30 protein-coding genes and 1 pseudogene are annotated in these 23522 nt (G+C 64.4%); 20 read left to right on the top strand and 11 right to left on the bottom strand.

Annotation, left to right across the window (positions count from 1 at the left end):
- The 8 genes and pseudogenes from KBY71_RS10420 to KBY71_RS10385 all read left to right on the top strand — a co-directional run.
- Positions 1-314 (top strand): annotated as a pseudogene (locus KBY71_RS10420) (terminase); the annotation flags it as partial.
- Positions 315-320: 6 nt separating this feature from the next.
- Positions 321-1010: a sigma-70 family RNA polymerase sigma factor gene (locus tag KBY71_RS10415; protein ID WP_254928844.1), complete on the top strand. Its 690-nt coding sequence runs from the start codon at positions 321-323 to the stop codon at positions 1008-1010.
- 37 nt (positions 1011-1047) lie between these two features.
- Positions 1048-2643, top strand: a complete 1596-nt coding sequence (locus tag KBY71_RS10410) for a DUF4055 domain-containing protein (RefSeq protein ID WP_254928843.1) — start codon at positions 1048-1050, stop codon at positions 2641-2643.
- A complete protein-coding gene (locus KBY71_RS10405) occupies positions 2640-3131 on the top strand; it encodes a DUF1380 domain-containing protein (RefSeq protein WP_254928842.1) in 492 nt (163 codons plus the stop codon). The genes KBY71_RS10410 and KBY71_RS10405 overlap by 4 nt, the downstream gene beginning before the upstream one ends.
- Before the next feature lie 2 nt (positions 3132-3133).
- Positions 3134-4207, top strand: a complete 1074-nt coding sequence (locus tag KBY71_RS10400; RefSeq protein WP_254928841.1) for a LysM domain-containing protein — start codon at positions 3134-3136, stop codon at positions 4205-4207.
- Between the two features lie 100 nt (positions 4208-4307).
- The gene (locus KBY71_RS10395; protein ID WP_254928840.1) at positions 4308-5210 is read left to right on the top strand and encodes a hypothetical protein; all 903 of its coding nucleotides are present in this window, start codon (positions 4308-4310) and stop codon (positions 5208-5210) included.
- Between the two features lie 318 nt (positions 5211-5528).
- Complete coding sequence (locus tag KBY71_RS10390; protein ID WP_254928839.1) at positions 5529-5879, top strand: nucleotidyltransferase domain-containing protein; 351 nt, start codon at positions 5529-5531, stop codon at positions 5877-5879.
- Complete coding sequence (locus tag KBY71_RS10385) at positions 5866-6249, top strand: HEPN domain-containing protein (protein WP_254928838.1); 384 nt, start codon at positions 5866-5868, stop codon at positions 6247-6249. The genes KBY71_RS10390 and KBY71_RS10385 overlap by 14 nt, the downstream gene beginning before the upstream one ends.
- A gap of 55 nt (positions 6250-6304) precedes the next feature.
- Here the strand turns inward: KBY71_RS10385 and KBY71_RS10380 are convergent, their stop codons facing one another.
- Positions 6305-6520 carry a hypothetical protein gene (locus tag KBY71_RS10380; RefSeq protein ID WP_254928837.1) on the bottom strand — a complete coding sequence of 72 codons (216 nt, stop codon included), beginning with the start codon at positions 6518-6520 and terminating at the stop codon, positions 6305-6307.
- A 388-nt stretch (positions 6521-6908) separates the two neighbouring features.
- Here KBY71_RS10380 and KBY71_RS10375 point away from each other — a divergent pair, with 388 nt between their 5' ends.
- Both KBY71_RS10375 and KBY71_RS10370 read left to right on the top strand, forming a co-directional pair.
- Positions 6909-7052 (top strand): chlorophyll a/b-binding protein, encoded by a 144-nt coding sequence (locus tag KBY71_RS10375; protein ID WP_254928836.1) that lies wholly within the window; start codon positions 6909-6911, stop codon positions 7050-7052.
- Between the two features lie 232 nt (positions 7053-7284).
- Positions 7285-7521 (top strand): chlorophyll a/b-binding protein, encoded by a 237-nt coding sequence (locus KBY71_RS10370; protein WP_254928835.1) that lies wholly within the window; start codon positions 7285-7287, stop codon positions 7519-7521.
- A gap of 22 nt (positions 7522-7543) precedes the next feature.
- On the opposite strand, the gene KBY71_RS10365 is transcribed toward KBY71_RS10370, so the two are convergent.
- The gene (locus tag KBY71_RS10365) at positions 7544-7759 is read right to left on the bottom strand and encodes a DUF5615 family PIN-like protein (protein WP_254928834.1); all 216 of its coding nucleotides are present in this window, start codon (positions 7757-7759) and stop codon (positions 7544-7546) included.
- 513 nt (positions 7760-8272) lie between these two features.
- Here KBY71_RS10365 and KBY71_RS15185 point away from each other — a divergent pair.
- Complete coding sequence (locus KBY71_RS15185) at positions 8273-8419, top strand: DUF1830 domain-containing protein (RefSeq protein WP_396095281.1); 147 nt, start codon at positions 8273-8275, stop codon at positions 8417-8419.
- A gap of 415 nt (positions 8420-8834) precedes the next feature.
- Here the strand turns inward: KBY71_RS15185 and KBY71_RS10360 are convergent, their stop codons facing one another.
- From KBY71_RS10360 to KBY71_RS10325, 8 genes are all read right to left on the bottom strand, one after another.
- Positions 8835-9071, bottom strand: a complete 237-nt coding sequence (locus tag KBY71_RS10360) for a Nif11-like leader peptide family natural product precursor (RefSeq protein WP_254928833.1) — start codon at positions 9069-9071, stop codon at positions 8835-8837.
- Positions 9072-9141: 70 nt separating this feature from the next.
- Positions 9142-10242, bottom strand: a complete 1101-nt coding sequence (locus KBY71_RS10355; protein ID WP_254928832.1) for a sensor domain-containing diguanylate cyclase — start codon at positions 10240-10242, stop codon at positions 9142-9144.
- Position 10243: 1 nt separating this feature from the next.
- Positions 10244-12745 carry a bifunctional diguanylate cyclase/phosphodiesterase gene (locus tag KBY71_RS10350; RefSeq protein ID WP_254928831.1) on the bottom strand — a complete coding sequence of 834 codons (2502 nt, stop codon included), beginning with the start codon at positions 12743-12745 and terminating at the stop codon, positions 10244-10246.
- Between the two features lie 178 nt (positions 12746-12923).
- Entirely contained in the window at positions 12924-13139 is a 216-nt protein-coding gene (locus KBY71_RS10345) for a DUF433 domain-containing protein (protein WP_254928830.1), read from the bottom strand.
- Positions 13140-13158: 19 nt separating this feature from the next.
- Entirely contained in the window at positions 13159-13377 is a 219-nt protein-coding gene (locus KBY71_RS10340; protein WP_254928829.1) for a hypothetical protein, read from the bottom strand.
- Positions 13378-13459: 82 nt separating this feature from the next.
- Entirely contained in the window at positions 13460-13738 is a 279-nt protein-coding gene (locus KBY71_RS10335; protein ID WP_254928828.1) for a cupin domain-containing protein, read from the bottom strand.
- 197 nt (positions 13739-13935) lie between these two features.
- A complete protein-coding gene (locus tag KBY71_RS10330) occupies positions 13936-14241 on the bottom strand; it encodes a hypothetical protein (RefSeq protein ID WP_254928827.1) in 306 nt (101 codons plus the stop codon).
- Positions 14242-14244: 3 nt separating this feature from the next.
- Positions 14245-14958 (bottom strand): C39 family peptidase, encoded by a 714-nt coding sequence (locus KBY71_RS10325; RefSeq protein WP_254928826.1) that lies wholly within the window; start codon positions 14956-14958, stop codon positions 14245-14247.
- 117 nt (positions 14959-15075) lie between these two features.
- Here KBY71_RS10325 and KBY71_RS10320 point away from each other — a divergent pair, with 117 nt between their 5' ends.
- The 9 genes from KBY71_RS10320 (at position 15076) to KBY71_RS10280 (ending at position 22544) form a co-directional block, all read left to right on the top strand.
- Positions 15076-15975: a major capsid protein gene (locus KBY71_RS10320; protein ID WP_254928825.1), complete on the top strand. Its 900-nt coding sequence runs from the start codon at positions 15076-15078 to the stop codon at positions 15973-15975.
- 44 nt (positions 15976-16019) lie between these two features.
- On the top strand, positions 16020-16463 hold the full coding sequence (locus KBY71_RS10315; protein ID WP_254928824.1) for a hypothetical protein: 444 nt from the start codon (positions 16020-16022) through the stop codon (positions 16461-16463).
- Between the two features lie 8 nt (positions 16464-16471).
- The gene (locus tag KBY71_RS10310) at positions 16472-17215 is read left to right on the top strand and encodes a hypothetical protein (RefSeq protein WP_254928823.1); all 744 of its coding nucleotides are present in this window, start codon (positions 16472-16474) and stop codon (positions 17213-17215) included.
- Positions 17216-17230: 15 nt separating this feature from the next.
- A complete protein-coding gene (locus KBY71_RS10305) occupies positions 17231-18007 on the top strand; it encodes a hypothetical protein (RefSeq protein ID WP_254928822.1) in 777 nt (258 codons plus the stop codon).
- Between the two features lie 3 nt (positions 18008-18010).
- Positions 18011-18547 carry a collagen-like protein gene (locus tag KBY71_RS15085; protein WP_261347304.1) on the top strand — a complete coding sequence of 179 codons (537 nt, stop codon included), beginning with the start codon at positions 18011-18013 and terminating at the stop codon, positions 18545-18547.
- Between the two features lie 62 nt (positions 18548-18609).
- A complete protein-coding gene (locus tag KBY71_RS10295; RefSeq protein ID WP_254928821.1) occupies positions 18610-19959 on the top strand; it encodes a collagen-like protein in 1350 nt (449 codons plus the stop codon).
- Positions 19959-20411, top strand: a complete 453-nt coding sequence (locus KBY71_RS10290) for a hypothetical protein (RefSeq protein WP_254928820.1) — start codon at positions 19959-19961, stop codon at positions 20409-20411. The genes KBY71_RS10295 and KBY71_RS10290 overlap by 1 nt, the downstream gene beginning before the upstream one ends.
- The gene (locus tag KBY71_RS10285; protein WP_254928819.1) at positions 20411-21298 is read left to right on the top strand and encodes a hypothetical protein; all 888 of its coding nucleotides are present in this window, start codon (positions 20411-20413) and stop codon (positions 21296-21298) included. The genes KBY71_RS10290 and KBY71_RS10285 overlap by 1 nt, the downstream gene beginning before the upstream one ends.
- Before the next feature lies 1 nt (position 21299).
- The gene (locus KBY71_RS10280; RefSeq protein ID WP_254928818.1) at positions 21300-22544 is read left to right on the top strand and encodes a hypothetical protein; all 1245 of its coding nucleotides are present in this window, start codon (positions 21300-21302) and stop codon (positions 22542-22544) included.
- Positions 22545-22552: 8 nt separating this feature from the next.
- Here the strand turns inward: KBY71_RS10280 and KBY71_RS10275 are convergent, their stop codons facing one another.
- Positions 22553-23431, bottom strand: coding sequence for a hypothetical protein (locus tag KBY71_RS10275; RefSeq protein WP_254928817.1), 879 nt, complete (start codon positions 23429-23431; stop codon positions 22553-22555).
- Between the last annotated feature and the right edge of the window lie 91 nt (positions 23432-23522).

Below are 23522 nucleotides of genomic sequence, written 5' to 3'. Positions count from 1 at the left end.
CCGTCCTGATAGAAGACGCCGCCAACGGCCCGGCGGTGCTGCAAACCCTGCGCCGCAAGGTGCCAGGCCTGCTGCCGGTGCCCGCCCGCGGCAGCAAGGAGGCCCGCGCCCACGCTGTTGCTCCCCTGGTGGAGGCGGGCCAGGTGCGCTTTCACCACCGCGCCGATCCCCTGGTGCAGGAGATGCTGCGCTTCCCCAAGGGCACCAAGGATCTGGTGGATGCCTTCTGCCATGGGGCCCTGTGGCTGGAGACCCGCTACTGGCGCGGCCTGGGCATCCAGAAGGAGCCGGTGCCGATGCTCCTCTCCCGCTGAGTCGCCATGGCCGTCTTGCTCTACGCCGCAGCAGCCAGCACCCCGTCCGGCAGTACCCAGCTGCCGCTGCCCCTACGCCCCGCCGTGCCAACAGCGCCCCACGCCCATCAACGCCGCAGGCTGCCCTGCAGCCACCGGCCCCATCCGCCCGCTTGGCACATGCAGCTGGTGCTGGCCTTCCCCGATCCGATCCCGCCACCACCACCGCCGCCACCTCGGCACCGGCACCGGCAGCGATCTCAGCCGAGGCGGCGTCCCGTTCACCCCCATGCCGCCGCCAATGCCCTGGTGCTGCAGCACCTGGATCTGGCCGAGAAGATCGCCGGCAACTTTGCCCGGCGCACGGTTCACTGCCGCGACGACCTGCTGCAGCTGGCCACCCTCGGGCTGATCAAGGCCGCCCGCCGCTACGAGCCCGGCCGCGGTCCGTTCCGGCCCTATGGCCGCACCTTTGCCAACGGCGAGATCACCCACTGGCTGCGGGACCATGGCTTTTTGATCAAGGTGCCGCCCACCTGGCGGGAGCTGCATGTGCGCGGGCAGCGGCTGCTCCAGCAGGGCCGGGCTCTCGCCGAGCTGCCGGGACTGCTGGGGATCACTGCCGAGCAGTGGCAGGAGATCGTCCTGGGTTGCAGCCAGCGGGTGGTGGCCTACGACAGCGCCGCCATGCCGGATGACAGCAGCGACCTCCCCTGAGGGCCGGTGGCAATAGCCAGCAGTTCCCCCGCATCCAGTGGCCCCTGCTTCCGCCAGACGCCGGCGCGCTGCCAACAAGTGGGCGCCGCCCACCCCGGAGGAGCTGCTCGCCGATGCCCAGCAGCCCAGCTCCGCTTCCTTCATCCCCTGGATGGAGCACCCCACCCTCTCGGGACTGCGCGAGCGGCTGCAGCTGACCTTCGATTGCTGGAACCTGCTGGATGCCCCCGATGGCAGCAGCCGGCGCTCGATCTACCTACCCCCCGGCCAGCAGGAGCCGCCCGATTGCTACCGCCGCCGCCTGGATGCGGCGCGGCCAACCGGCTTTTTCCGTGATGCCTTGCGCACCTACGCCGGCATGCTCGCCCACTGCCATTGGCTGTCGCTGCCGGCCTCGCTGCTGTCGGTGCTCACCGATGTGGATGGCCGCGGCACCGACCTGGGGGTGTTCCTGTTCCTGGCCGACCTGCTGGTGCTGCGCGATGGCGGCTGCCTGATCCTGCAGCTGCCGCCCATCCACCGCTGGCCCTCAGAAGGGGACCGATTGGCGGCCCTGCAACGCGGCGATCGGCTATCGCTGCCGCGGCTGGCCCTAGTGCCCCGCAGCGACCTGCTCAACTGGCGCCTGCCCAGCCCCAATGGCCTGCCGGCGCAGATTGTCTGGCGCGAACCGGATCCAGAGGCCATCGCCCCGGTGCTGCAGAGCTCGGTGCCCCAGCAGATGCTGCTGGCTCACCACGGCCTGCTGCCGGAGCTCGATCACTGGATCTACCGGGTGGCGACCCTCAGCGACGACGGCCTCGTCTACCGCAGCTACCGGGCCCAGGCCTCGCCGCAGCAACCCGGCGGCCATGAGGCGCAGCTGCTTGCCAAGCCGGAACTGTTCCCCCAGCAGCACACCCTGCCGGCCTTCTGGTACACCGCCGATGGGGCGGCCTTCGGGGAGGGGGACCTGCCCCATCTGGGCCTCGCCAACCAGTACCTCAACCACTACCGCTGCAAGAGCGAATACGAAGACCTGCTCTCCCGCACCGCCCTGCCCGTCGGCGTGCGCACCGGCATGGTCGATGAATACGGCTTCCGGCGGGGCGAGCACGGCGAGGCCTCCAAGCCCGATCAGCTCGTGCTCTCGACCTCCACCTTCATGGACCTGCCCCAGGGGGTGACCTTCGAATGGGTGGAGATCCGGGCGCGCTCGTTGGCCGAGCACCGCGCCTACCTGCAGATCCTCGATGACACGATGCGGCGCGATGCCCTGATCCCCTCTCAGAACCGGGGTGCCGCCCGCACCGAGATGGAGGTGTCGCTCACCGCCGGCCAGAGCTACGCGCTGCTGCAGTCGATGGCGACGCAGAAGACCTCGATGTTTTCGACCTTGCTGCAGCAGTGGTGCCGCCTCAGCGGCGAGCGGTTGGCAGACAACCCCGGGCTCTCGATCACCGTGACTCCGCTCACTCCGCCCAGCCGGCCCCAGCCCTCGATCGGCGAGTGGCTGACCCTGCACGAACGGCAGGTGATCAGCACAGAAGAACTGCGCCATCAACTGGCCCTTGCGGCCGGTTCGGGGCTCACCGCCCCGGTGGGTTACAGCCGCAGCGATCGCATCGCCCCGCCAGGCACCCCCCTGCCATGAGCGAGCCACTTTCCGTAGTCCTCTGGCGGCCGAACGACTTGGAGGCGGTACGCGTAGCCATGCGCATCCCCGTCACCCCGGCCTCGATCCGCGCCATTGCTGAAGCCATGCAGCAGCTGGAGCGCCACTATCCCGACGCCATCCCCGCAGCCCAGGGCCACCTCGATGCCATCGCCGCCATCGACAGCCAGCTCGCCGCCCTCACCGCTGTCGATCTCGCCTCACCTGTGAAGGTGTCGCGCAAGGGCGCCGCCGGCGAGCCGCCTGACACCGCTCCCATGAAGAAGCTCGATGTGATCGAGTACGACACCTCGCTCTTCCTGGAAGAAAGCGAGACCGAATTCGCCAGTGGTGCTCCCTCCGCCGCATCGGTGCTGCAACAGCAGCGCCGCAGCCATAGCGATGCCGTGTTGCTGGTGCTGCCGCGGCTGGAGGGCTGGATCCCCCAGCGCGGCGGCAGCTTCTCCGGCCACCTCTGCCGCGGCTGACGATGGCGCCGTTATCTCCCCTGCCGCTCTGGCTGGCGCTTCAGGCCCATGCCAATGCCCGGTTGATGCTGTTTCAGGTGGACCGGCCGAACAGCCGCGAACCGCAGCCGATCGCCCGCCACGTTTTTGACCTGTTTCTAAAGTTCGATCAACTGGTGGGCAGCCGCGACAACGGCCCGCTGGTGGACACCGGCGACAACGCCTACGCCGGTTACCTCTGCCGCGCTGCCGTGCTGCCTCTCAGCACCACCAACCCCTGGGACTGGCTGGCTGCTGAGCAGGACTGGAGCACCCCCGGCTTTCGCGGTGCCATCCCCCTGCCCTGGGATCCGCAGCTGCTCGGCACCGTGGTCGCCCCTTGCGAGGGCGTGATCTGGCTGGGCGATCTGGTCCTGCTGGAGCCAACTGGCGTGCTGCCCAATAGTCCTCGCGCCCAGTTCGCCGCCTGCTCAGTGCTGCAGTTCGGCGCGGACTACGGCCCCGGTGGCATCGGCCGGCTGACCCAGCCGCTGCTGGGGGAGCGCCTCTCGCTGGTGCTTAAGCCCCACCGAGTGCTGGTGCTGCGAGATGGCGACAGCCTCAACGGCCTTGCGGAGCGCTACGGCACCACCGTGCAGACGCTGCGGCGCATCAACCCGGCTCTTGAGCGCTACGAGGAGATCAGCACCACCGCTGGCGACACCCTCTCGCTCTTGGCCGGACGCCATGGCACCACCGTCGACTACCTGCGAGACCTCAACCCGGAGCTGCTGCGCTCGGACGGTCACACAACACAGCAGGGCGACACCCTCAAGAGCGTGGCCGCGGCATACGACACGACCGTGACCACCCTGCGCAACTACAACCCCGACTACACACGCTGGCCCCAGAGCGATCCCCTGCCGGTCGGCGTGGTTCTGGCGGTGCCAGCGATCCGGCCCTCCACGCCGCTGGATCCCGGTCAGGCCCTGCTGGTGCCGGCGGTGCGCCCTTCGACGCTGCTGCCTGGTGGCGGCTGGATCTACCTGCCGGAACCCCGAGCCGCTGCGGCGGAGAACTGGGATCTGGACATCGACCCGACACCCTCCAGCGGCTGAGGTGACTGCCGCTGCCGACGGGCTGCGGACGGTGCTGGCAATAGGAGAGGCGAGCGCAGCCCGGATGGGGCGCTTCGCAGCACCACAGCCGTGATGGGTGATGCCTCTCAACAACCAGTTCCAGGCACCGTTCGGTGCCACCTTCCAGCAGCTGCAGCAGCAGCCCAACCAGGAGCCACCTGCCTCCCAATCACCTGCAGGCCATGCCGACGAGGACACCCTGCTTGACGAGGAGCTCGACGACGGCTCAGGCCTCGACAGCACTGACCTCGACCCAGAAGCCGACAGCATCTCGGCTGAGCCCGCTCCCACGCCTGCCCCGGCACCGGCTGCGGATCCGCTGAACGCTGAACGGCGCCGCAGTAACCAACTGGAGAAGGAGCTACGCAAGATGCGCCAGCAGCTGGCCCGCTTCTCGGAGATCAACCCCGAGGAGTACAGCCGCCTCCAGGACGCCGAGCGCAAGAAAGAGGAGCTCGAGCGCCAGGTGGCCGAACGCGAGCGCCAGCTCAACGATGCCAATCGCCGCAAAGTGCTCAGCGTGGAGAAGGAGCGCGATGAAGCTCGCCAGCAGGTGCTGGGCCTGCGCAAGGAACGGCTGCTGGAGCGGCTCTTCTCGGAGGCCGATGGCCGTCACGGCGGCGATGTGCGCGGCACGTTCTTTGACATCTTCAAGGCGCAGTGCGGCAGCTCCTTCCGCCTGGCTGCCGATGAGCACGGCCGCGACCTGCTCGAACCGGTAGACGGCAAGGGCCAGGTGCTTACCTCCGATGGCGTGGTGATCTCCGCTGCGGACTACGTCGAGGAGCTACGCGGTCACCCCGTCTATGGCTTCCTGTTCCAGCAACGGGGTGCACCGTTCATGGCGTCGGTGCCGGAGCTGACCTTCGATCACAACGGCGCACCGGTCAGCCTGCAGTCGATGAGTACGGCAGAGCTGTACCTGGCGTCGATCCGCAAGACCACACCCAAGTCGCGCAACCACAGCCCGGTCTCACCCTGACGGGGCGCAACTACACCCGCGCCAACCGAACGGCATTCAAAAGGGGGGTATACCCCCAAAAACAGGAATGCTGCGGAACCCTGCTGCTCAAATGTCCCAAAAACTGGAAAATGCCGGTTCAGCTGGGAACCATCGGTTGGCCTGCTCTGGTTGAGGGCCGACACGGGCCGGTGGCCTGAAACCCTGACCAGGCGGGAGCGGGTGGAGGGTCGCCGGCAAGAGGCCTGCTGCGCATTGCATCGGCACCGGCGCTGCCGGCTCTGCTTCGGGTTGTGCATTTGAGCCGGGCCGCGGCATCCTGTAGGCCGAGGTGAGCCGATGACCAAAGCTCCTGCTGCCGCGATCAGCGAATTCCAGCTGCAACAGATGGCTGCCGAGATCCGTGATGAGATCCCGGGTGCTGAGGTGCGCCTGTTTGGCTCCCATGCCCGCGGGGAGGCCCGCCTTGATTCCGACGTGGATCTGTTGATCACCGCCAGCGATAGCTGGCTGAGTCAGCACAACCGCTTTGACACCCTTGGCAAGCTCTGGCGGCGGTTGTCCCACCACCGGATCCCAGTGGACCTGCTGCTCTATTCCCACAGCCAGGTGGCGCAGAAGAGGCACTGGCTCAGCCATGTGATCGCCCGGGCTTACCAAGAAGGTCGCGTGCTCCATGGCCAGTCCTGAGGCCCAGGCCCTGCTGCAGATCGCTCGCCGCGATCTCAAAGCGGCAGAGGTGTTGCAGGATCCGGCCGTTGATGAAGCCAATTGGGGCTTCCAGATTCAGCAGGCGGTGGAGAAGGCCCTCAAGGCCTGGCTGTTCAGCCTTGGCGAGGAGCCACCACTGATCCACAACCTCACGGCGTTGCTGGACCGGGTTGCTGATGCGGGCGATGTTGTGGAGCCGTTTCTGGCTCTGGAGGCCTTCACGGTGTTTGCTGTGCAGTTCCGCTACGACGCGGAGCCTGAACCCATGGAGCTGAATCGCCCTCAGTGGCAGCAGCGGGCCGTGGACCTTGTGGAGCACGTCGAACGTATCGTGCACGAGGGCTGCTGAGCTGCAGGTACATCAGTCTTGGTATGAGGAAGGGGGCCGTGAGGCCCCCCTGGGCTCAGATCACCGAGACGGTGCAGCCCTTGGTGCCTTGCATTGCCTTGGCGATCGAGAAGGCTTTTTCCGCCGGCACGAAGCGCATCTTCTTGACGGGCTTGCCGCGGCGGCCAAAGAACTGCTGCTCGCAGGGATGGGCACCGCCTTTGATGCCAGCGGGATAGAAGTGGACCACCACGCGGCGGATTTCGCAGCTGGGGGCAGAACTGGCGGCCATGGGATTGGGCGCGAGGGACCCAACCGATCAGCCCGGCGTGTGATGGAGAAGGCAGGGGCGGCGTTACGCCGCTTGCGCAGCCCTTGCCGAGCCGCGCCGCCAGGGCACCGTGCTGGGGCCCCTCGAGACAGCCCAGCCGCTAGCGCCCTGTGCTGCTGACCGGTCGCTGTGGTGCCACAGGCAGAGCAGTGGCTTTAAGCGGTATCCAGACCCGCTTGCTGAGCAGCGGCAGCGGCGGGCTTGCCGGGATCTGCGCTGTGTGGTGGCTGGCTGGAGTGATGGCAGGGCAAGGCGAGGCAGCGCTGCTACAGATCGGAATCAGGCGGGAACCCGCCCGAGTCAGGCGCTTAACGCCCCGTTACAGTTCTCGTAACAAACCGCAACACTCATGGCTGAGCCCACTCCCCGCTTCGGATTCGTTGCCTTCGCCGAGACCTGGAATGGCCGTCTGGCCATGCTCGGCTTCGTGATCGGCCTGGGCACCGAGCTGCTCACCGGCCAGAGCATCCTCGGCCAACTGGGCCTGGGCTGATCCCATGAGCACCGATTACACCGCCGCTATTGCCACCGTTATCGCCCTTGTCGTTGTGCTCGGTGGCATGACGACCTACATGCTCAGTCGCCCTACCGACCTTGCCCCGAGGGCTAGATGATCGCCACCCTCTGCGTTGTGCTTTTTGGCTCCTGGGTCATGGGCGCACTGCTCCAGCCCGATCTTGCGGACTGACGGTTTCACTTTCAGCCCACCCCTGAACACCTCCCCAATGATCAATACCCCCGCCAACAACCAGTGGCTCGAGCACCGCGCTGAGCAGCTGATCCTTCTCGATCAGCTCAAGCGCGCTGAGCTCTTCAATGGCCGCGCCGCCATGCTGGGCATCGTGCTCGGCATCGTCACTGAGGCCATCACCGGCTCGGGCATTGCCCACCAGATCGGCCTCGGCGCCCTGGTGGATGGCTACGCCGCCTGCCGAACCCAGTTCCTGCCTTTCTGCTTCTGAGCCATCCCCAGGACCTTGGCCCTCAGACCCCTGGGCTTTGCTCGGGGGTTTTGTTTTGGCTGGGCCGGATCTCCGCCCAGGGCTCTCCACTGGCCAGCAGGTCAATGGCTTGTGGCACGGTTGTTGCCAGGACTTGCTGCAATTCGGCATTGCTGCAGTTGCCCATCCGCAGCCAGATGACATGGGGAGGTGGGCCCTGAGCATCGAGCAGGTGGATGAAGTCCCGATCTTTGGTCATCACCACGGCAGTGCTCTGGCGTGCGGCCTGGAAGATTTTAGGATCGGTGCATCGCGCAGACCGAGTTCGCGCACGGCCACGGCCTTGATCCCGACAGGATCATCAGCCATGTGAGGAGGATGCTTGCCTGAGCGGCTCAGCTGCCGAACTTCAGCCTGAGCTAGCAAATATTGAGACTACTTGCATTTCCGCGTAAGGCAGTCATGCATGCACCTGCTGGCCACCAGGGACGCGCACGGCCAGAGACTTTCAGTTCAGGACATCAGGGATGAGGTAGTGACCCTGCTCCACATTCTTTACGGACCTCCGGCTTCCCTGACGCGTGTCGCATTCGCCACCCATTGCACCGTTTAGGAGCTCAGCACCAGGCCCCCCCCGAACCCAACGGGAAGTCCCAAGAGTTAAGTACAGACAGCCTGCCCCATTTGGGGACAATCGCCAAAGCGGTGCGCTTGGCGACCGTTACGGCACAAAAGATTCGACATCGTGGTCCTCACAGCACAAGCGAGAATCATGGGCGACCATCACTACCGTAACGATTGCGGCCAGATGGTGATCCTGCGCTGTATCGGGCTAAACGCTTTCTTCCAAGAAAAGATTGTTTTTCCTCTGGAAGACTGGCTATTTGATTGTCCATCAGAGAGCCGGGTTGACATCTAGACTCATGGTCTGACTGGGGTGGAATTGCTCGATTCAATCTCCGCCAATGACCTGCAGATAGCCGGTGATATTGTTAGTACCCCTGGAAGAGAACTGGATCAGAGGAATCTCAACGCACCAAGCTGCGAGCAACAGAGAGGAACGTCCGTAACGCCATTAACCCGGATGCTTGTCCATAGCTGAAAGTAGGAGTTCGGCCAACCTCCCGACTGGTTGACCTCTCTGCAGCGCCCCAATCTCGGCCTCCAGATCGCGAACCAGCTCCCCGCAGCCGATAGGAACTGCAACAGGTAAGGCGTCTTGGGCAACCCCCTTCCCCGCCCTTTCACCGTTGCAGATTGCATGCCGCAGTCAGCAACGGTGGCCAGCCTCTCATCCGGCGCAAATCGCCTCGGCTGGACACGATCCCCTCGATTCACCCCCGCCAGGTGGGCAGGTCGCCACTAATCAGGGTGCCACGAATACGCCAGAGCGCCTCGGGTGACACCTCAACGCCGTGCTCAGCGGCCAGCTTGGCTGCAGCATCGGTGGAAGCGGTGGCACGCAGAACCTGGGCCAATGCGGCACCGCGCTCCAGCAACTCCTTGAGCTGGTGCAGGGCTGCAGCGGAAGGATTTTCGGCCTGGGAGGCCGACAGATCGCAGGTGGCCATGGGGACCCCTTCTTATAGTTCTACTAGTCTGTGATGTCGGCCCGATGGGCCTGGCTTGAGGCCGACACCGTCAGCTGCTGGTATCAAGCCAGGTCACATGCTGGATGCAAGGAGACGGCTCTTGTTCACTCATAGCGTTATGCTTCAAGGTTGATTTTGAGGCGCGCATGTGAGCCTCAGCTTGATTAAGCAGTGCAGGTATGCTGATATCATCCGCGCTGTAAACCGGCATGGACTGAGATGATCCCGCCGAACACGTGATGTCTACATTAATAGAGAATGTATCTTTAAACTTTTTACTAGATTTCGATAGATTTACATCCAATCTTTCAAGCAGTATTCTGACAAGGCCATTGGGATTCTCGGCAATGAGTATAACGGCAAACTCATCGCCAGAAAGTCGAGTTGGCACATCGCAGTGGGAGCCGCTACGTACTGAGGCTTGGAGTGCAGATGCGAAATGCTTGATAAAAAAATCACCGGCCTCATGTCCATAACTATCGTTAACAAACTTAAGCCTGTTTAAGTCGAAATAAAGGAAAATAAGGCAATGATGGGCTGACGCTGCGATATTGATTAATTGGTTTGCAAACGAAAAAAAGGCTCTTCGATTGCTTAGCCCTGTAAGGGGGTCACATGAGGCATATTGCATATTGGCAATGTCCGCCTCGACGCAGTTTGCGAGTTCAATCATGCTATTTATTTTCTCGTCGGTGGGGCTCATTGGTGATGAGCTGATTCCGCACAGTGTCCCTAGGGGCAGACTTGTCGCCTTGTCTCGTATCTTCACGCCAAGGTAAAAGCGTATTTTAGGACCATCAACAACTAACGGATTGCCCTTGAATATTTGGCTGCTACTTGCGTCTTCAACAAGCAGTATCCTACCTTGCTGATTAATGGCGTGCCCACAAAAAGATACTCCACGACTTGTTTCAGAACATCCAATATTGCCCGCATCGCTTTTAAACCATTGCCTTTCTGCATCAACCAAGGATATCAGGCAATGCTCAACTCCAAGCAAGGCTTTGCCTATGCGTGTATAGCGATCAAACTTTTCTTCTGGTTTGGTATCAAGAATCTTAAGGCCTAATAGAATTCTGAGTCGTTCAACTTCTTTGAAGTGATTTTCTGGGGGAGAGAAGGTTTCTACGTCTACTTTTTTATCTTCCATCTTAAGCTGCTCCCCCAGGCTGGAGTTTTAAAGCTCGATTTACCTTCGATTCGCTTTCGATGAGTTTTTTCGCAATAACTGGATCTGGAGGATACCGTGGCGGGAAACATCCTTCACTAGCCGCCAGTTCCTCATGGCTCAGGGCGGCGGAGAAAAGGTAGCCTTGAAAATGCTCAACGCCCGCCTCGCGCAGCAGCTGGAAGAGGACTTCCTCTTCCACACCTTCCGCCACCAAGGTGAGGCGCATGTCCCGGGAGAGGGTGCACAGCAGCCGGACAATCTGGCGCGCAATGAGATCGTCGGCGGCAGACATCACGAAGGATTTGTCGATCTTGATTTCATCTGGCCTCAGCCACATCAACAGACGCAGCGAGGAGAAACCGGTGCCGAAATCGTCCAGGGCCAGCTTGCAGCCAGCGCGTCGCAGTCTCCTGAGATTGTCGGTGAGCTCGACGCTGGCCTCCACCACTGCGGATTCCGTGATTTCTAACGTCACTCCTTCTGCTGCGATGCGCTGCTGGCTGAACTCGGCAAGCAGCATTGTCCCGAATCCTTCCTGTGCCAGTTGGCTGGCACTGACATTAAGTGCCAGGGGAAGTGTTGGCTGTTTCAAGTCTTGCCGCAGCTTTTTCAGCTCCTGCAGTGTTATGGCAAGCAGCAGGCGTCCAAACTCTGGCATCAGCCGATAACGCTCCGCCAGGGCAAAGAACACATCGGGCGGCACAGCTGCAAATTCAGGGTTGCTCCAGCGCGCCAGGGCTTCGACCTTCAGCAGCTGACCTCTTGCATCGACGATTGGCTGAAATAAAATGCTGAAGCGCTCCGGGGCATGGCTGATGTCGCTCTGCAGAGCGTTGAAGAGGCGGTAGTTGTTCTGCGCATCCCGGTCGCTCTCGATGTCGAACACTGAGATGTGACGCTCATGTCTCGATTTGGCCATGACCATCGCCGAATCTGAGCGCCGGATCATTTCCTCCGCCGTGGTGCCACAGGGATCGCTGATGGCAATGCCGATGCTCAGGTTGAATTTGATGCGTTCCGGCTGGGTGCTGGCTTGAGCTCGTAATTTCTCGAGGAGCTCAAACGCGCGCCCGTGGGCATAGCTGCGGACTGCGGCCTCGTCGCGGTCATCCAGGTCCTCTGTGTTGAGAATCAGGCTGAATTCGTCCCCACCGAAACGGGCGAGGAAGTCGTCGTCGCCGATCAGGTGTCGCAATTCTTGGGCGACGTCCTTCAGCGTTCTGTCTCCGGTGCTGAGGCCATAGGTATCATTAATCTCCTTGAACTTTTCGATGTTGATGAACAGCAGGGCGAGGGGTTTGCCGATGCGGCAGCTGCGCTCGCTTTCCCACTGGAGCCTTTCGAGAAAGTAGTGGCGATTGGGCAGGCCGGTGATGGGATCCAACAGCGCCAGGGAGCGCGCCGTCTGAAGCACCATCTCGAGTCGCTCAGCCAGTCGCTCGAAGCGACCCTGCTTCGGCATGCGCTCACTCGGATCATCCTCGTGACGTCTCAACAAACATGCGAAGGCCTTGGTTTCCGACCCCTCGCCGCCGATCTGCACCTGATCCAGCAGGCTGGTGAGCTCGCGCTCTGTATTTCGCATCCGTTGGTTTACCAGGCGCTCGCCGCGAATCCTCTCCAGCTGCAGACGTCTCTGGGCGAGCATCCAGCGCATCCGCTGGGCCAGGACGAGCAGTAAACCAACCACCACCAGCCCGCTGAGAGTCAGCCATTCCTCGCGCAAGCGTTCGCCTGAAGGGGGCTGACGCACCTGCAGCTGGCGCCCACCGACCGTCCAGAGCGATGGTTGAACCGTGCGCAGCCCATCTTGAGCCGTAGGGGGGACGCCCCCGTTGAGCACCAGTTGGTCGGCGAGGCTTCGCAGGCCTGATTGCAGCTGCGTCCCATCACTGGCCGACAGCAGAGGCACCAGGTAGATGAGGCTGTGATCGCTGCGCCGCTGCATGGCGGTATCGGTGATGACCGCGATCCCGCCAACCAGTGGGCCTGCTGTGCTCGGACAGATCAGCGGAAGATGGTCGGCGTCCTGGCGCAGGCGCTCCCGGAGCACGTCATGGAGGCAACGGATCAGAAGACTTTGGCTGGTTCGCTCCTGCCGATCCACGCCTTCCAGGGCCAGCTGCTGGCCGTCAGCGTCGTAGATGGCCATCACGGCGCCACCATCGAGCAGCGCGGTGGTGCGCATCAGACGGTCCACGAAATCTGGTTGCTGTCCTTCACTGAAGGCCAGAATCTCGTCCCATGCCGCCCAATCCGAGAGTGGGCGTTTGTTGTCCCGAACCAGCACCTGCAGCAATTCCAGCTGTTCCTGCTGCTGACGTACCAGCTGCTGCTGGGTGTTCTGATGACGGCGCAACCCCTCCAGGCCGGTGATCAGTACAAGGAGCAGCGCGCTCGCCCGAAGCTTCCTCATCCAGAGAAAGCGGCGGTTCCCAGCGACCGAGCTTTCCTGCTTTAGCCAGGAGCGCAGGAGAAGCAAGATCAGCTCATAAGTGAGCTTATTCTTTACGGCAGGCTTCAGCAGGGATACCCCCAAACAGGGGTAATCACGGATTATTCAGCAGGTCAGAAGCAGGCGAGCTAGGCCTCCAATCCCCAGCCCTGTTCGTTGATCCACCGCGCTAACAGGGGCGGAAGCTGGGCATCAAGCCAAAGCTTCATCCAACCAGAACCGGGTGATCGATCTCGCGGGCGGCGTAATCCAAAGCCGCTTTGAGGTCCTCCGCCTCCAGATCCGGGAAGTCAGCCAGGATCTGCTCGCTGCTCATCCCGGCGGCGTAGAGCTCAAGGACGTCCCGCACGCGAATGCGCATCCCGCGGATGCAGGGCTTTCCGCCGCATTGCGCCGGGTTGTGGGTGATGCGGGAGCTCATGAGCTCAGGCTACGGGGATTCAAGGCGTCTGGGCCCTGGGATCAGCCGCCGCCCATGGCTCGATCCGCCTGGGCCTGGGCGCCGTGTCGATCAGCAGGTTGTGCAGCAGCTCCTTGCTACAGATCAGCAGGTGAGCCATCCACGTGCCAGTCAGCTCAGGTTCCGCCACCGCATCACCCCGGCAGCGCCCGATGGCCCGCTGGATTTCAGCCATCTCCCGGCCGATGTTGCGGACCATCGCTTCTGTGGTCTCGCGGGGTGAAGGTGGGTGCGGTGCCTGCATCAGCTCCACTCTGGCGGCCCCACTGTTGTGGCAGTGCTCAACCAAAGCGGTAGTGCTTGCGCACTGGGGCATGCACCTCCCAAGTGCAGCTCAGCCCGGCATCAAAGACCACCAGATCACCGGACTCAAAGTGCACGGGTTCGCCGCCATCCGGGGTGACCGTGACATCCCCCTCCAGCAGCAGGCAGGTCTCCTGCTCGTCGTAGGTCCAAGGGAAGGTGCTGACCTCACAGCCCCAGGTGGGCCAGCTCATCACGCCAAGGCTCTGGAGGTGAGCAGGATCCGGATTGGACGTGACCTTGATCCCGCTGGCCATGGCGGTTGGACCGTGATGAGCTGAGCCATTCTCGGCTGAGCAGCCTCTGGCAGGCTGGCGCGATGCCCTGGACGCCCTACGCCGACTGGATCTTCACGGCAGTGAGCACCACCAGCCTGCTGTTGGTGGTGTGGCTGGTGCTGCGTCCCCGTCCCTGAGGGAAGGGTCGAGCCGGCGCTCTGATGGCCGTGTCTCGCTCACTGGCTCCGGCTGGTTTTGGCCAAGGCCACACCACCCAGCAGCCCGAGCAGGGTCTGGGTGGTGGCATCAAAGGCCGTGCGCAACCGATCCAGGAAGGTCAGGCAGGCACCGTCCTGCACCAGGCCATGCAGGGAGCGGTAGCTGCAGACCGCCGTGCCAGTGAGATAGACGAGCAGTTCCGTGAGGATCACGGCGGCCAGCAGCGTGAAGAGGAACCGCTCGCGATTGAAATATCCCGGTCGAGTTCCGACGGGCCCAGCTCCGGCTGGTTGCTCCGGCCCATTCGGTGGGGCAGCTGCCATGGCTCAGGGCCGGACGCTGAGAAACCAGCCGCCAGTGCCGCCGGGCATCCAGCGGGGGTTCCAGTTCTGGAAGGAGTAGTGCTGGGCTTCGCCGTTGGTGCTGGCGGTGTAGCCCCCGCCCACCAGGGCGGCTTCTCCGTTGGGATCGTGGTGGATCCACTGGCCATCGGTGTAGCCCACCACCACCGTCCAATGGCCGCCGCCGGTGGGTGCTGAGACAGGACCCTTGTGCAGCCAGCCGGTGGCCACGGGCAGGCCAGCATCGATCTCCGCCATCAGATCGGCCGGCCCGCCGTTGGTGTGGAAATCAGCCTGCAGCCCCAGGGAGCGCAGGGCTGCTAGCTGTGCTTCTGAGCTGGTGCTGTCGCCGTACTGCGCCCGGATGGCGTTGTACTCGTCGTCGCTGCTGACCTTGCCGTGGAAGGCGGCGAGCATGGCGCAGCTGGAGGAGAAGCACTCGCGGTAGCCCTCGCCGGAGGCGTTATCCAGCTGGGAGAAGTAAGGCACCGTCAGCGGATTGCTGCTGGTAGCTTCCGGCTTGGTACGCCAGGTGGCAGTCCAGCTGGCCGATTCGACCAGGATGGAGCTGTCGGCCCGGTCGATCGCGGCCTTGAGCTCGAGCAGCGCCGCATCCTGCTGGGGGTTGGCGTGGGCTGCGCCCTTGTAGTTCGCCCAGAACTGGAGCCAGCGCTCGTTGGAAAAGCTGTCGGTGTGCATGGCAGGGAGGTCACCAGCACCTCTTGCCAGCGGCCCTCTCCGACGGCCCGCTCCGACGCTCCTTGGCCATCTGGCAATAGGGGAGGACGTTGCTGGGGCCAGGCCCCGGGAGTTGCCATGGGCCTCACGCTGATCGAGGCCGCCAAATACGAGACGCGCATTGAGCGTCTGGCGGTGATCAAGACCTTTATGGAGGGCGAGCTGCTGCGGCGGCTGCCGTTCCGCAACCTGCAGGGCGGCTCGCTCGCCTTTCCGGTGGAGCAGAAGCTGCCGCGGGTGGGCTTCCGCGCCGTGAATGAGGGCTACCGCCGCGATTACGGCGTGGTCGACAGCGGCCAGGAGTTCGTGCACCTCTTTGGTGGCGATCTGGATGTGGACCGCTCGATCGTGGATCTGCAGGGCCCCGAGGCCCGTGCCGCCCAGACCGAAATGAAGGTGCGCTCGATGCGCCTGACCCTGGAGGCGGCGATCGTCAACGGCGATGACGCCTTTGATCCGCGCGCCTTCAACGGGCTGAGCAAGCGCATCCCCACCGATCACTCGATGGCGATCAATAACGGCGGCGGTGCCCTGAGCCTCAAGAAGCTCGATGCCCTGCTCGATTCGGTAAATGCCTACGGCAGTGCGCCGGTGCTGATCACCAGCAAGGCCGGCCGGCGCCAGATCAGCTCACTGTCCCGGGAGGCCGGCGGCGATCTCTACCAGGTGATCGACGGGCGGCACTACTACCAGGAGGCCGAGATCCTGCGGGTGGACAAGGACGCCCAGGGCCAGCAGGTGCTCGGCTACGACGAAGCCGGCGGCACCACCAGCTTTTACTGCTGCACCCTCGGCGACCTCGGTGTCACTGGCTTGCAGGGCCCGTTTGAAAGCCGCTACGGCATCTCCGTGCGGGACTTCGGTGAGGTACCCGATGCACCGGTGTTCCGCACCCGCGTCGATTGGTACGTGGGCTTTGCGGTGTGTGACCCGAGTGCCGCGGGACGGCTGTTCAACATCGCCCCGATGGCGGGCTGAGGCGGCCATACCCGCGCCCTGTTTCTTCCTATTCAACCGGAGACATGACCATGACTCGCCATGCGGGCACCCCCCTGATCGATGCCGCCACCACCCTGGTGGGCTGGATCAACTACAGCGCCACCGATCCGTTTGAGCGCACCCGCGTCAGCGGTGAGGTGGTGCGGCTGAGCACGATGCTCGATGTCAGCTCCCACTTCACCCTGGTGGCCAGCCACCCGGGACACAGCGTGGCTGTGACCGTAGTGGTGGAGCTGGCGCCGGTGCTGCGCGACGGCACGATGGGTAGCTGGATCACGGCCGCCACCGTGGCGATCCCGGCTGAGGGCGGGCGGATCGAGACGATGATCGGCGGCCACGGCCTGAGCGTGGCGTCGGCTGACCTCGATGACGTGGACCTGCCGGCCCTGTGCTTTGCCCGCGCCAGTGTCAGCCCGGCGACGCCCAATGGCTGTTACGTGGGTCTGACCGCCACCGTGCCGGCTTGAGGTGCGTGATGAGCGACCTCAGCACCGATCTCCTGGCGGAGGCCAGGAAGGGCGACGGCCAGGAGGCGCCGCGCGCGCTGGTGCGGCCGGTGGTGCCCGGCAGCCCGATGGCGTTGTTTCAGCCGGCCGTGCCGATTAGTGATCCGGAGCTGCCGTTTGCGCCGCCGATTGATCCAGTGGCGGCGGAGCAGCCGCCCACCGATGCCCTGCGACCCAGTGACCCCACCGAGCTGATGGCTGTGACGACCGCTGATCCGATCCTGGAATTGCCGCCGGAGGGGATGCTGCGCATCACCAAGGGCGGCGAGAGCCGCTTCATCTGGCCGGTGCATGCCCAGGGCTGGATGGAGCTGGGCTGGACAGTGGTGCTGCCGGTGACCCCAGAGCGCCCGGTTGCGGCCGATGCCCTGGCGCCAGCGCCGACTGCGGCGTTGCCCGCCGAGCTTGCGCCGCCGGAGTCAGCGGAGCCGCTCGATGCAGCCGCTGTGCCCCTGGATCTGTTGGCTGGAGCCGGGGAGTCCGCTGAGGAGCCGATGGCTGTTCCGCTAGAGGAACAGGTGCCGGTGCTCTCGACCAGCGAGGCCGGCGGCGTTCCGGACTACGCCGGCATGACCAAGGCGCAGATCATCGACCACTGCGCCGAGGCCCATGCGGTGATGCTGGATGGCAGCCTCACCAAGGCCCAGCTGGTGGAGGAGGCCGTGCGGCTGGATGGGGAAGCCGCGTTGCTTCCGGTCAGCGACGACGTCTGAGGCGGGGGAGTCGCCATGCCCTACCCCCTCCCCGAGCCGGCCGCCGGCTATGGCGATCGGATCCGCCTGTTGCCTCCTGCGGGCTGCCCGGGAGAGGAGCAGTGGGTAGTGCCCCATGAGGTGCCGCGCTGGCTTGAGCTTGCCTACCGGCTCGGACCGGTACCGGCGGATCCGCTGGAGCTGTTCTGGCTGCCCTCACCGCCGCGCTGGAACGATCCGATCGGCAGTGCGGCGATCGAACTGCTGATCCATCCGCGCGGGCTGATCCCTCAGCCGATCCAGGTGAGCTGGGGCGACGGCCATGCCGAGAGCTTCTCCTGGTCGGCGCTGAGCCGTCAGCTGCCACGGCCCCGGCACATCTATCTGGAGCGCAGCGATCTGACGCTGCAGGTGCAGATCGGTCTGGTGCTCGGCGAGCTGGAGGTGGCGTTGCTGGGTTGCCCCGTGCCGCCGGCGCTGGTGCAGCAAGGCGCCGGTGCCATCAGTGACGGCAGCGGGGTGGTGCAACCGCTGGTGCCGGGCGATGGCATCGCCGGAGCGGTGTACGACGGCCGCCAGGCGGTGGTGTGGAAGCTGCGCCTGCACCCTGAGGGCGGGTTGGCGTTGCTGCCGAGTCCAGTGGATGGCGAACCCGCCCTGGTGGTGGTGGGCGGCAGTGGCGCTGCTAGCCGCGGCACGCGCTGGTACTCCGGCGAGGGGGCACCGCTGAGCGAGTTGTTGCTGCCTGCTCCGGCGCCGGGCGACTTCTACCTCGATCGGCTCAGCGGTCAGGTGTACGAGCTGGTGGTGTGAGTCATGGGCGTTTGGACGACAACCGGTGATCGCTTGCAGGGTCCGGCGGGACCGGCCGGGCCGCAGGGCACAGCAGGAGCTGCCGGGCCGGAGGGATCTCCCGGCGCCATGGGCCCCCAGGGTCCGGCGGGCCCCGCAGGCCCGACCGGACCACCTCTGCCGGGCTGGGATCAGTTGGTGCTGGCGGCCGATGTGCCGATCAGCGCGGCCGCCACCTATGTGACGGCGCTGAGCGCCAACTTGAACAGCGGCACCTATTTGGTGGGCGCCACGATCACGATGCGGCGCGGCGCCACCACGCTGTGGACGGGCCGGGCCCGGATCTGGAACGGCACGACGACCTACGCCAGCGGTGAGGCCACCACGGCCTCCAGCAACCCCTCATCGGTGGCGATCAGCCTGCAGTGCCTGGTGGCGCTGACGGGCACCACCACCGTGCAACTGCAGGGTTTTGCCTCAGTGGTGAGCTCAACTGTGATCGATGCCGATGTGGGCGCGGGTGCCAACACCACCCGCCTGTGGTGGTTGCAGCTGGCCTGAGCGGCCTGCCGCCTCTGCTGGCAATAGGGGAGAGCTGATCGCCTCGGCAGCAGGCAACGTCCATGGGTTGGAACGCAACCGGCAATATCCGCGGCCCCCAGGGCGCCACCGGGCCGCAGGGCTCGCCGGGGACGACCGGCCCGCAGGGCACCGCTGGACCCCAGGGCATCCAGGGCAATCCCGGTGCCCAGGGCCTGGCCGGTGCCCCCGGTGCAACAGGCCCCCAGGGTCCCCAGGGGGAAGCAGGCGCGCAGGGCATTCAGGGTCCAGCCGGCCCCAGCGGACCTGAGGGTGCCCAGGGCCCTACCGGCATCCAGGGGCCTGCCGGTACCGGCATCAACCTCAAGGGCACCGTGCCCACCGCCAGTGCTCTGCCAGTCAGCGGCATGGTCCAGGGCGATGCCTACATCGTTCAGGACGAGGGCGACACGCTCTACAGCTGGGATGAGGCCAGCAGCAGCTGGGTGAATGCCGGGGCGATCCAGGGCCCGGCAGGCCCGGCTGGAGCGGCCGGACCCCAGGGAGAAACGGGACCGGCGGGTCCCCAGGGACCCAAGGGCGATCAAGGCAGTCAGGGCATCCAGGGGAGCCAGGGCGTTCAGGGATCTGCTGGCGTTGCCGGCCCCCAGGGGAGCCAAGGTGTGCAGGGCCCCGCCGGCGCAAATGGCCTCGATGGTGAGCGGGGCACTGGTTGGTTCGTTGGCAGCGGGCCTCCACCGGCGGTGGTGGAGGGGGCCCGCGACGGCGATCTCTATCTCGACACCGTGAGCGGCGATGTCTACCAGCTGCAGCCCCTGCGGGTGGCGGACCTGCCGCCGCTGGGTTCGCTGTTCCTCGGCGGCTACTACGCCGGGGTGATCTCCCTGGCCGGTGATGGGGTGGCCAGCCATGCGCTGATCGTGGCGCCGCGGGCTAGCGGCGAGGCCGCCAAGCAGTGGAAGACCAGCACCGCCGATGACACGGGCAGCTTCAGTGTGATCGATGGGTTTGCCAATTCCGAGCTGGTCAACGACGCCAATCACCCGGCGGCGCAGTGGTGCCGCAGCTTGACGATCGGTGGTTACAGCGACTGGTACTTGCCTTCCAAGCTGGAGGTGAACCTCCTGTACTGGCACTTCAAGCCGGAGGACACCGCCGGCAACGAGGCGGAGATGGGCTACGGCACCAACCCCTATGCCGTTCCCCAGAAGGGCGACTACACCTACAGCAATCCACCGACCACCTCGGTGGTGGCGTTCCAGTACCCCAACGGAGCGCAGATGTTCGATCCGCTCGAGAGTTTCTGGAGTTCGACGGAAGCGGCTGCCAGCACCGCCGCCTCCTATGAGTTCGGCTCAGGGGTGCCGTTCAACGCCAGCAAAACCACCAGCTTCTTGGCGCGGGCGGTGCGGCGGGTTCCGGTGCTGCCCTGATGGCTTCCCCTTCTACGGGCACACCAACCAGCGGGACCGCCGGCACTTGGGTGCCGCGGATCGACACGCCGCGGCGGGTGTTGGAGCAGCAGTCCACCGCAGCGCTGACCTACCCGGCGAGCGCAGATCTGGAGTTTGTTGGATTGGGGGTGTTTGGCCAGTTTCTGGCGGTGCGCTGCAGCCAGCCGGCCTGGGTGAGCTTCTATTGCAGTGCCCAGGCCCGCGATGGGGATCGCAGCCGACCGCTGAACCAGGACCCCAGCCCGTCGGCCGGGGTGATGCTCGATCTGCTGTTTGAGCAGGCCGGTGAGCAGTTGCTGATGCCGCCGGGGGCGAGCTACTACAACGCCGCCAATCCACCCCAGCGGCGGTTGTTTGCCCTGCTGCGGCCCCAGACCCCGGGTACGGCGGTGTGTGAGCTGGACGTGACGGCGGTGGTGCTGCAGGACTGATGGCAGCGCTGTTGAGCCATCTGGCCAGCTACGACAAGGTGTACCGCTGGGATGCGGTGGCCCTACAGATCCAGGCGCTACTGGCGGACTGGCTGGCGGTGGTGAACGGCCAGCACCCGAGCGAGCCGATCACGGTGCTCAAGGGCCCAGCCGACGACGGCCTCTACTGCGGCTGGACGTTGCGGTTGCAGCAACCAGAGGGGGCGGTGATCGCCCAGTGCGTGGCAGGGAGCATCAACGCGCCGGTGAGCAGCGATGTGAACCGCATCGATGCCTGGTTTGGCTTTGAAGCCCACTACGACCCACTGGACACCACGATCGGCAGCCACGGCCTGGTGAAACAGGCCTCCGGTTCAGCCACGGCGATCACCAGTCGCCGCGGCACGATCGCCAACCTTCTGGCCTATCAGGGCAGCTACCGCACCCCGGTGGACACGGTGGTGTTCCAGGGAATGGCACCCGGCCAGGAGTACTTCGGCTGGAGCACAACTGCGTTCGACAGCAGCAGCTACCAGCACCTGCCGCTGCTGATCGCCCGCTGCCAGGCCAACCAGCGCTGGTTGCTGCTGGCGCGGATGGCCCAGACCAAATGGACGACCTTCATGGCGCTGCCGGCCCCACCGAGCAACTGCCATGTGCTGGCCAGCAGCACCCCCGACAGCGTCGAGACCCTCACCAACAGCAAGACGATCCACAGCCCGTTGCAGCTGACGACGAGCTTCGGGGCAACGGAGTTCATCGCCCAGCCGATCCGCCGTTACTGGTCGCCGCAGCTGCCGCCGGACTTTGCGCACGCGATCAAGACCACACCGTTTCAGCTGGTGGATTCAGCCGAGAGCGAGAGCCACTGGTTCAACCCCAACCGCTATCTGCAGGTGCTGATCTGAGATGGCGCTGCTGGCGGGGCTGCAAACCTGGAGCGCCATGGACTGGACGGTGAACACGGCAACGGCGGTGTTCCCCCAGCTGATGGCGGCGCTGCAGGGATTTATTGCGGCGGTGAACGCCAACCCGGGCAACGCCAACGCGCAGCTGGCCCTGCTCAAAACCCATACGTCGTCGCTGAACGGCAGCAAGCGGGGCTTCCTGCTGGAGATCGGAGGGCCGGTGGACCCCTGGTGCCTCCTATGGGCCCAGCCACCGGGGGACACCAGCACCAATGCCCTGACGATCCAGCTGCAGCGCAAACGACTCTGGAGTGACGACGGCAGCCAGGACGGCTATGGCAGCTTTGCCAACCCGTTCGCTGAACCCCTGGTGGACCTGCTGCCCAGTGACTGGGGCAGCCGGCAGGGGGCCCAGATCGTGAGCGATGGCGCCAAGGGAGGCCTGTTTGTGCTGCAGGAGCGGGCCGCTGGCCAGGAGTTCTTCCTGGCATCGATCCATGACACCAAGGTGCCGATCACCAACACCATGGGGCGCACCTGGATCCTGCTGCTGTGGCGGACAACGGCCAGCCCCTCCTGGAACGTGCTGTTTCCGGTGGCCACAGCCTGCGGTACGGCCTGGAGCAGCAGTGGCTGGTTGGATGGCCTGCAGGCTGACAGCCGGCGCTGGAACGGCGGCATCACCCTGGCTGCCCCCAACTGGGTGATCCCCAAGCTGCGCAGCATCAGCGGCAGCAGTTCCTCTGTGGGCGAGGACAGCATCCGCGTGCCACTGCCGCCACGGATCTGGCAGGGCAGCTCGGCCCACTACGTGAGTGGGGATGGCCGTGACCTCCACAACCTGGGCCGGATCAGCCAGCCCGATGGGGCCAGCCGGCTGTATCAACTGACCAAACCAGCAGTAGAGCTGTGGGTGGAGCTGGTGGATGGGGAACTGCAGCCGATGGGCGGCAGCTGGTTGTCATGGGCGAGTTGGAGCGAGTGGCGTGAGCGCACCCATGACTGCGATCTAATCCGGCGGGTGGTCCCCCAGAGCGAAACCCTGCTGGGGTTGACCTGGGACTGGAGCATCGGCGGCCACTACCCGAGCTACCTGCTCTCCCATCGGCTGGCCCGGCCATGGCTGGAGGCGGCCCTCACCAGGGAAGGCAATGCCGGTGGCGGTGGCGAGAGCGAGAGTGGTGGAGGCAACGGAGGCAGCAGCCGGCCGAGCCGCGGTGTGCTCTGGCCCCGGGGAAGTTGCTGATTTCGGCTCTACGGCTCGTCCACCAACCACCTGCGGTGGAAATCGTTCAGGTCATCAAACTGCTGGCCCACGACCCCGAGCCAGCCTCCGGACCAACTGGAGAATGCGGGAGAACCATCAAGTTCGTAAACATTCTCGGGCATGGTCCGCAGGGTGTAGATCACGTTCTGTACTCCGTACTCGTCACCGAGTTGCTTGAAGTAATCGCCTTTCAGGAGAAAGATCGGCTTGCCTTTCTGCGCCAGCAGGACGGAGGTGAACTTTCTTCCCTCTAATCGCTCGGCGTACTGAAGCAGAATTCTTGAGACGTCGGCCGGGCTTGCAGATGATGCTTCATCCACGCTGAAGACCAGAACGCCTGGATTGATCATCCATTGGTAGCTGGCGCTCGCCTTGATGCCGGAGTTTCGGTAGTCAGACGAGATGACGCTATTGAGCGGTGCCTGCAGTGAGATGAAGTTGATGCCCCACACTGTTGCCACGCCCCCCAGTGCGATAACCCCAGCTTTGATCAGGGGAGTGCGGCCTCCATTCTCAGGTGGCTTTGCCAGGTTTAGCTTTTCCTTCGCCATCTTCAGCCATGTACTGGCTTTAGCCTTGAGCTCAAGAAGTTTCTGGCCCCTCTCCTCTTTTTCTCTGGCTTTTTCTTCTGCTCTGCGCTTGACCAGGGAAGAGAGTTTGCCTTCCAGGTCTCCAAAGCGACCGGAAGTCAGTGCATCTTTTGCCTGTTGAGAAGGGATGTGCGCAAGCAGCTGGCCATCAGCTGATCGGAGGGTGATGCGCGAGTTGCCGATATGGGACTTTTCAGGGCTGGGCACGGTCACACCCTCCCGGTCCTTCAAATAAATCAAAGCGGCGGCATTGAATAGTTTCTCCTCGCCTGTCATTGCGTCAATTGCTATTCCCTAGCCCGAAGGCTATCTCTCTGGGGCTGTAGCGTCATCAACGTTGTTGGCATTGGCTTGACGCCGCGCACCG

The sequence above is a fragment of the Cyanobium sp. T1B-Tous genome (assembly GCF_024345475.1).
In the GTDB taxonomy this organism is placed as follows: Bacteria; Cyanobacteriota; Cyanobacteriia; order PCC-6307; family Cyanobiaceae; genus Cyanobium_A.
The sequence above is the reverse complement of the archived record's forward strand: the minus strand, read 5'-3'. Positions and strand labels throughout refer to the sequence as shown.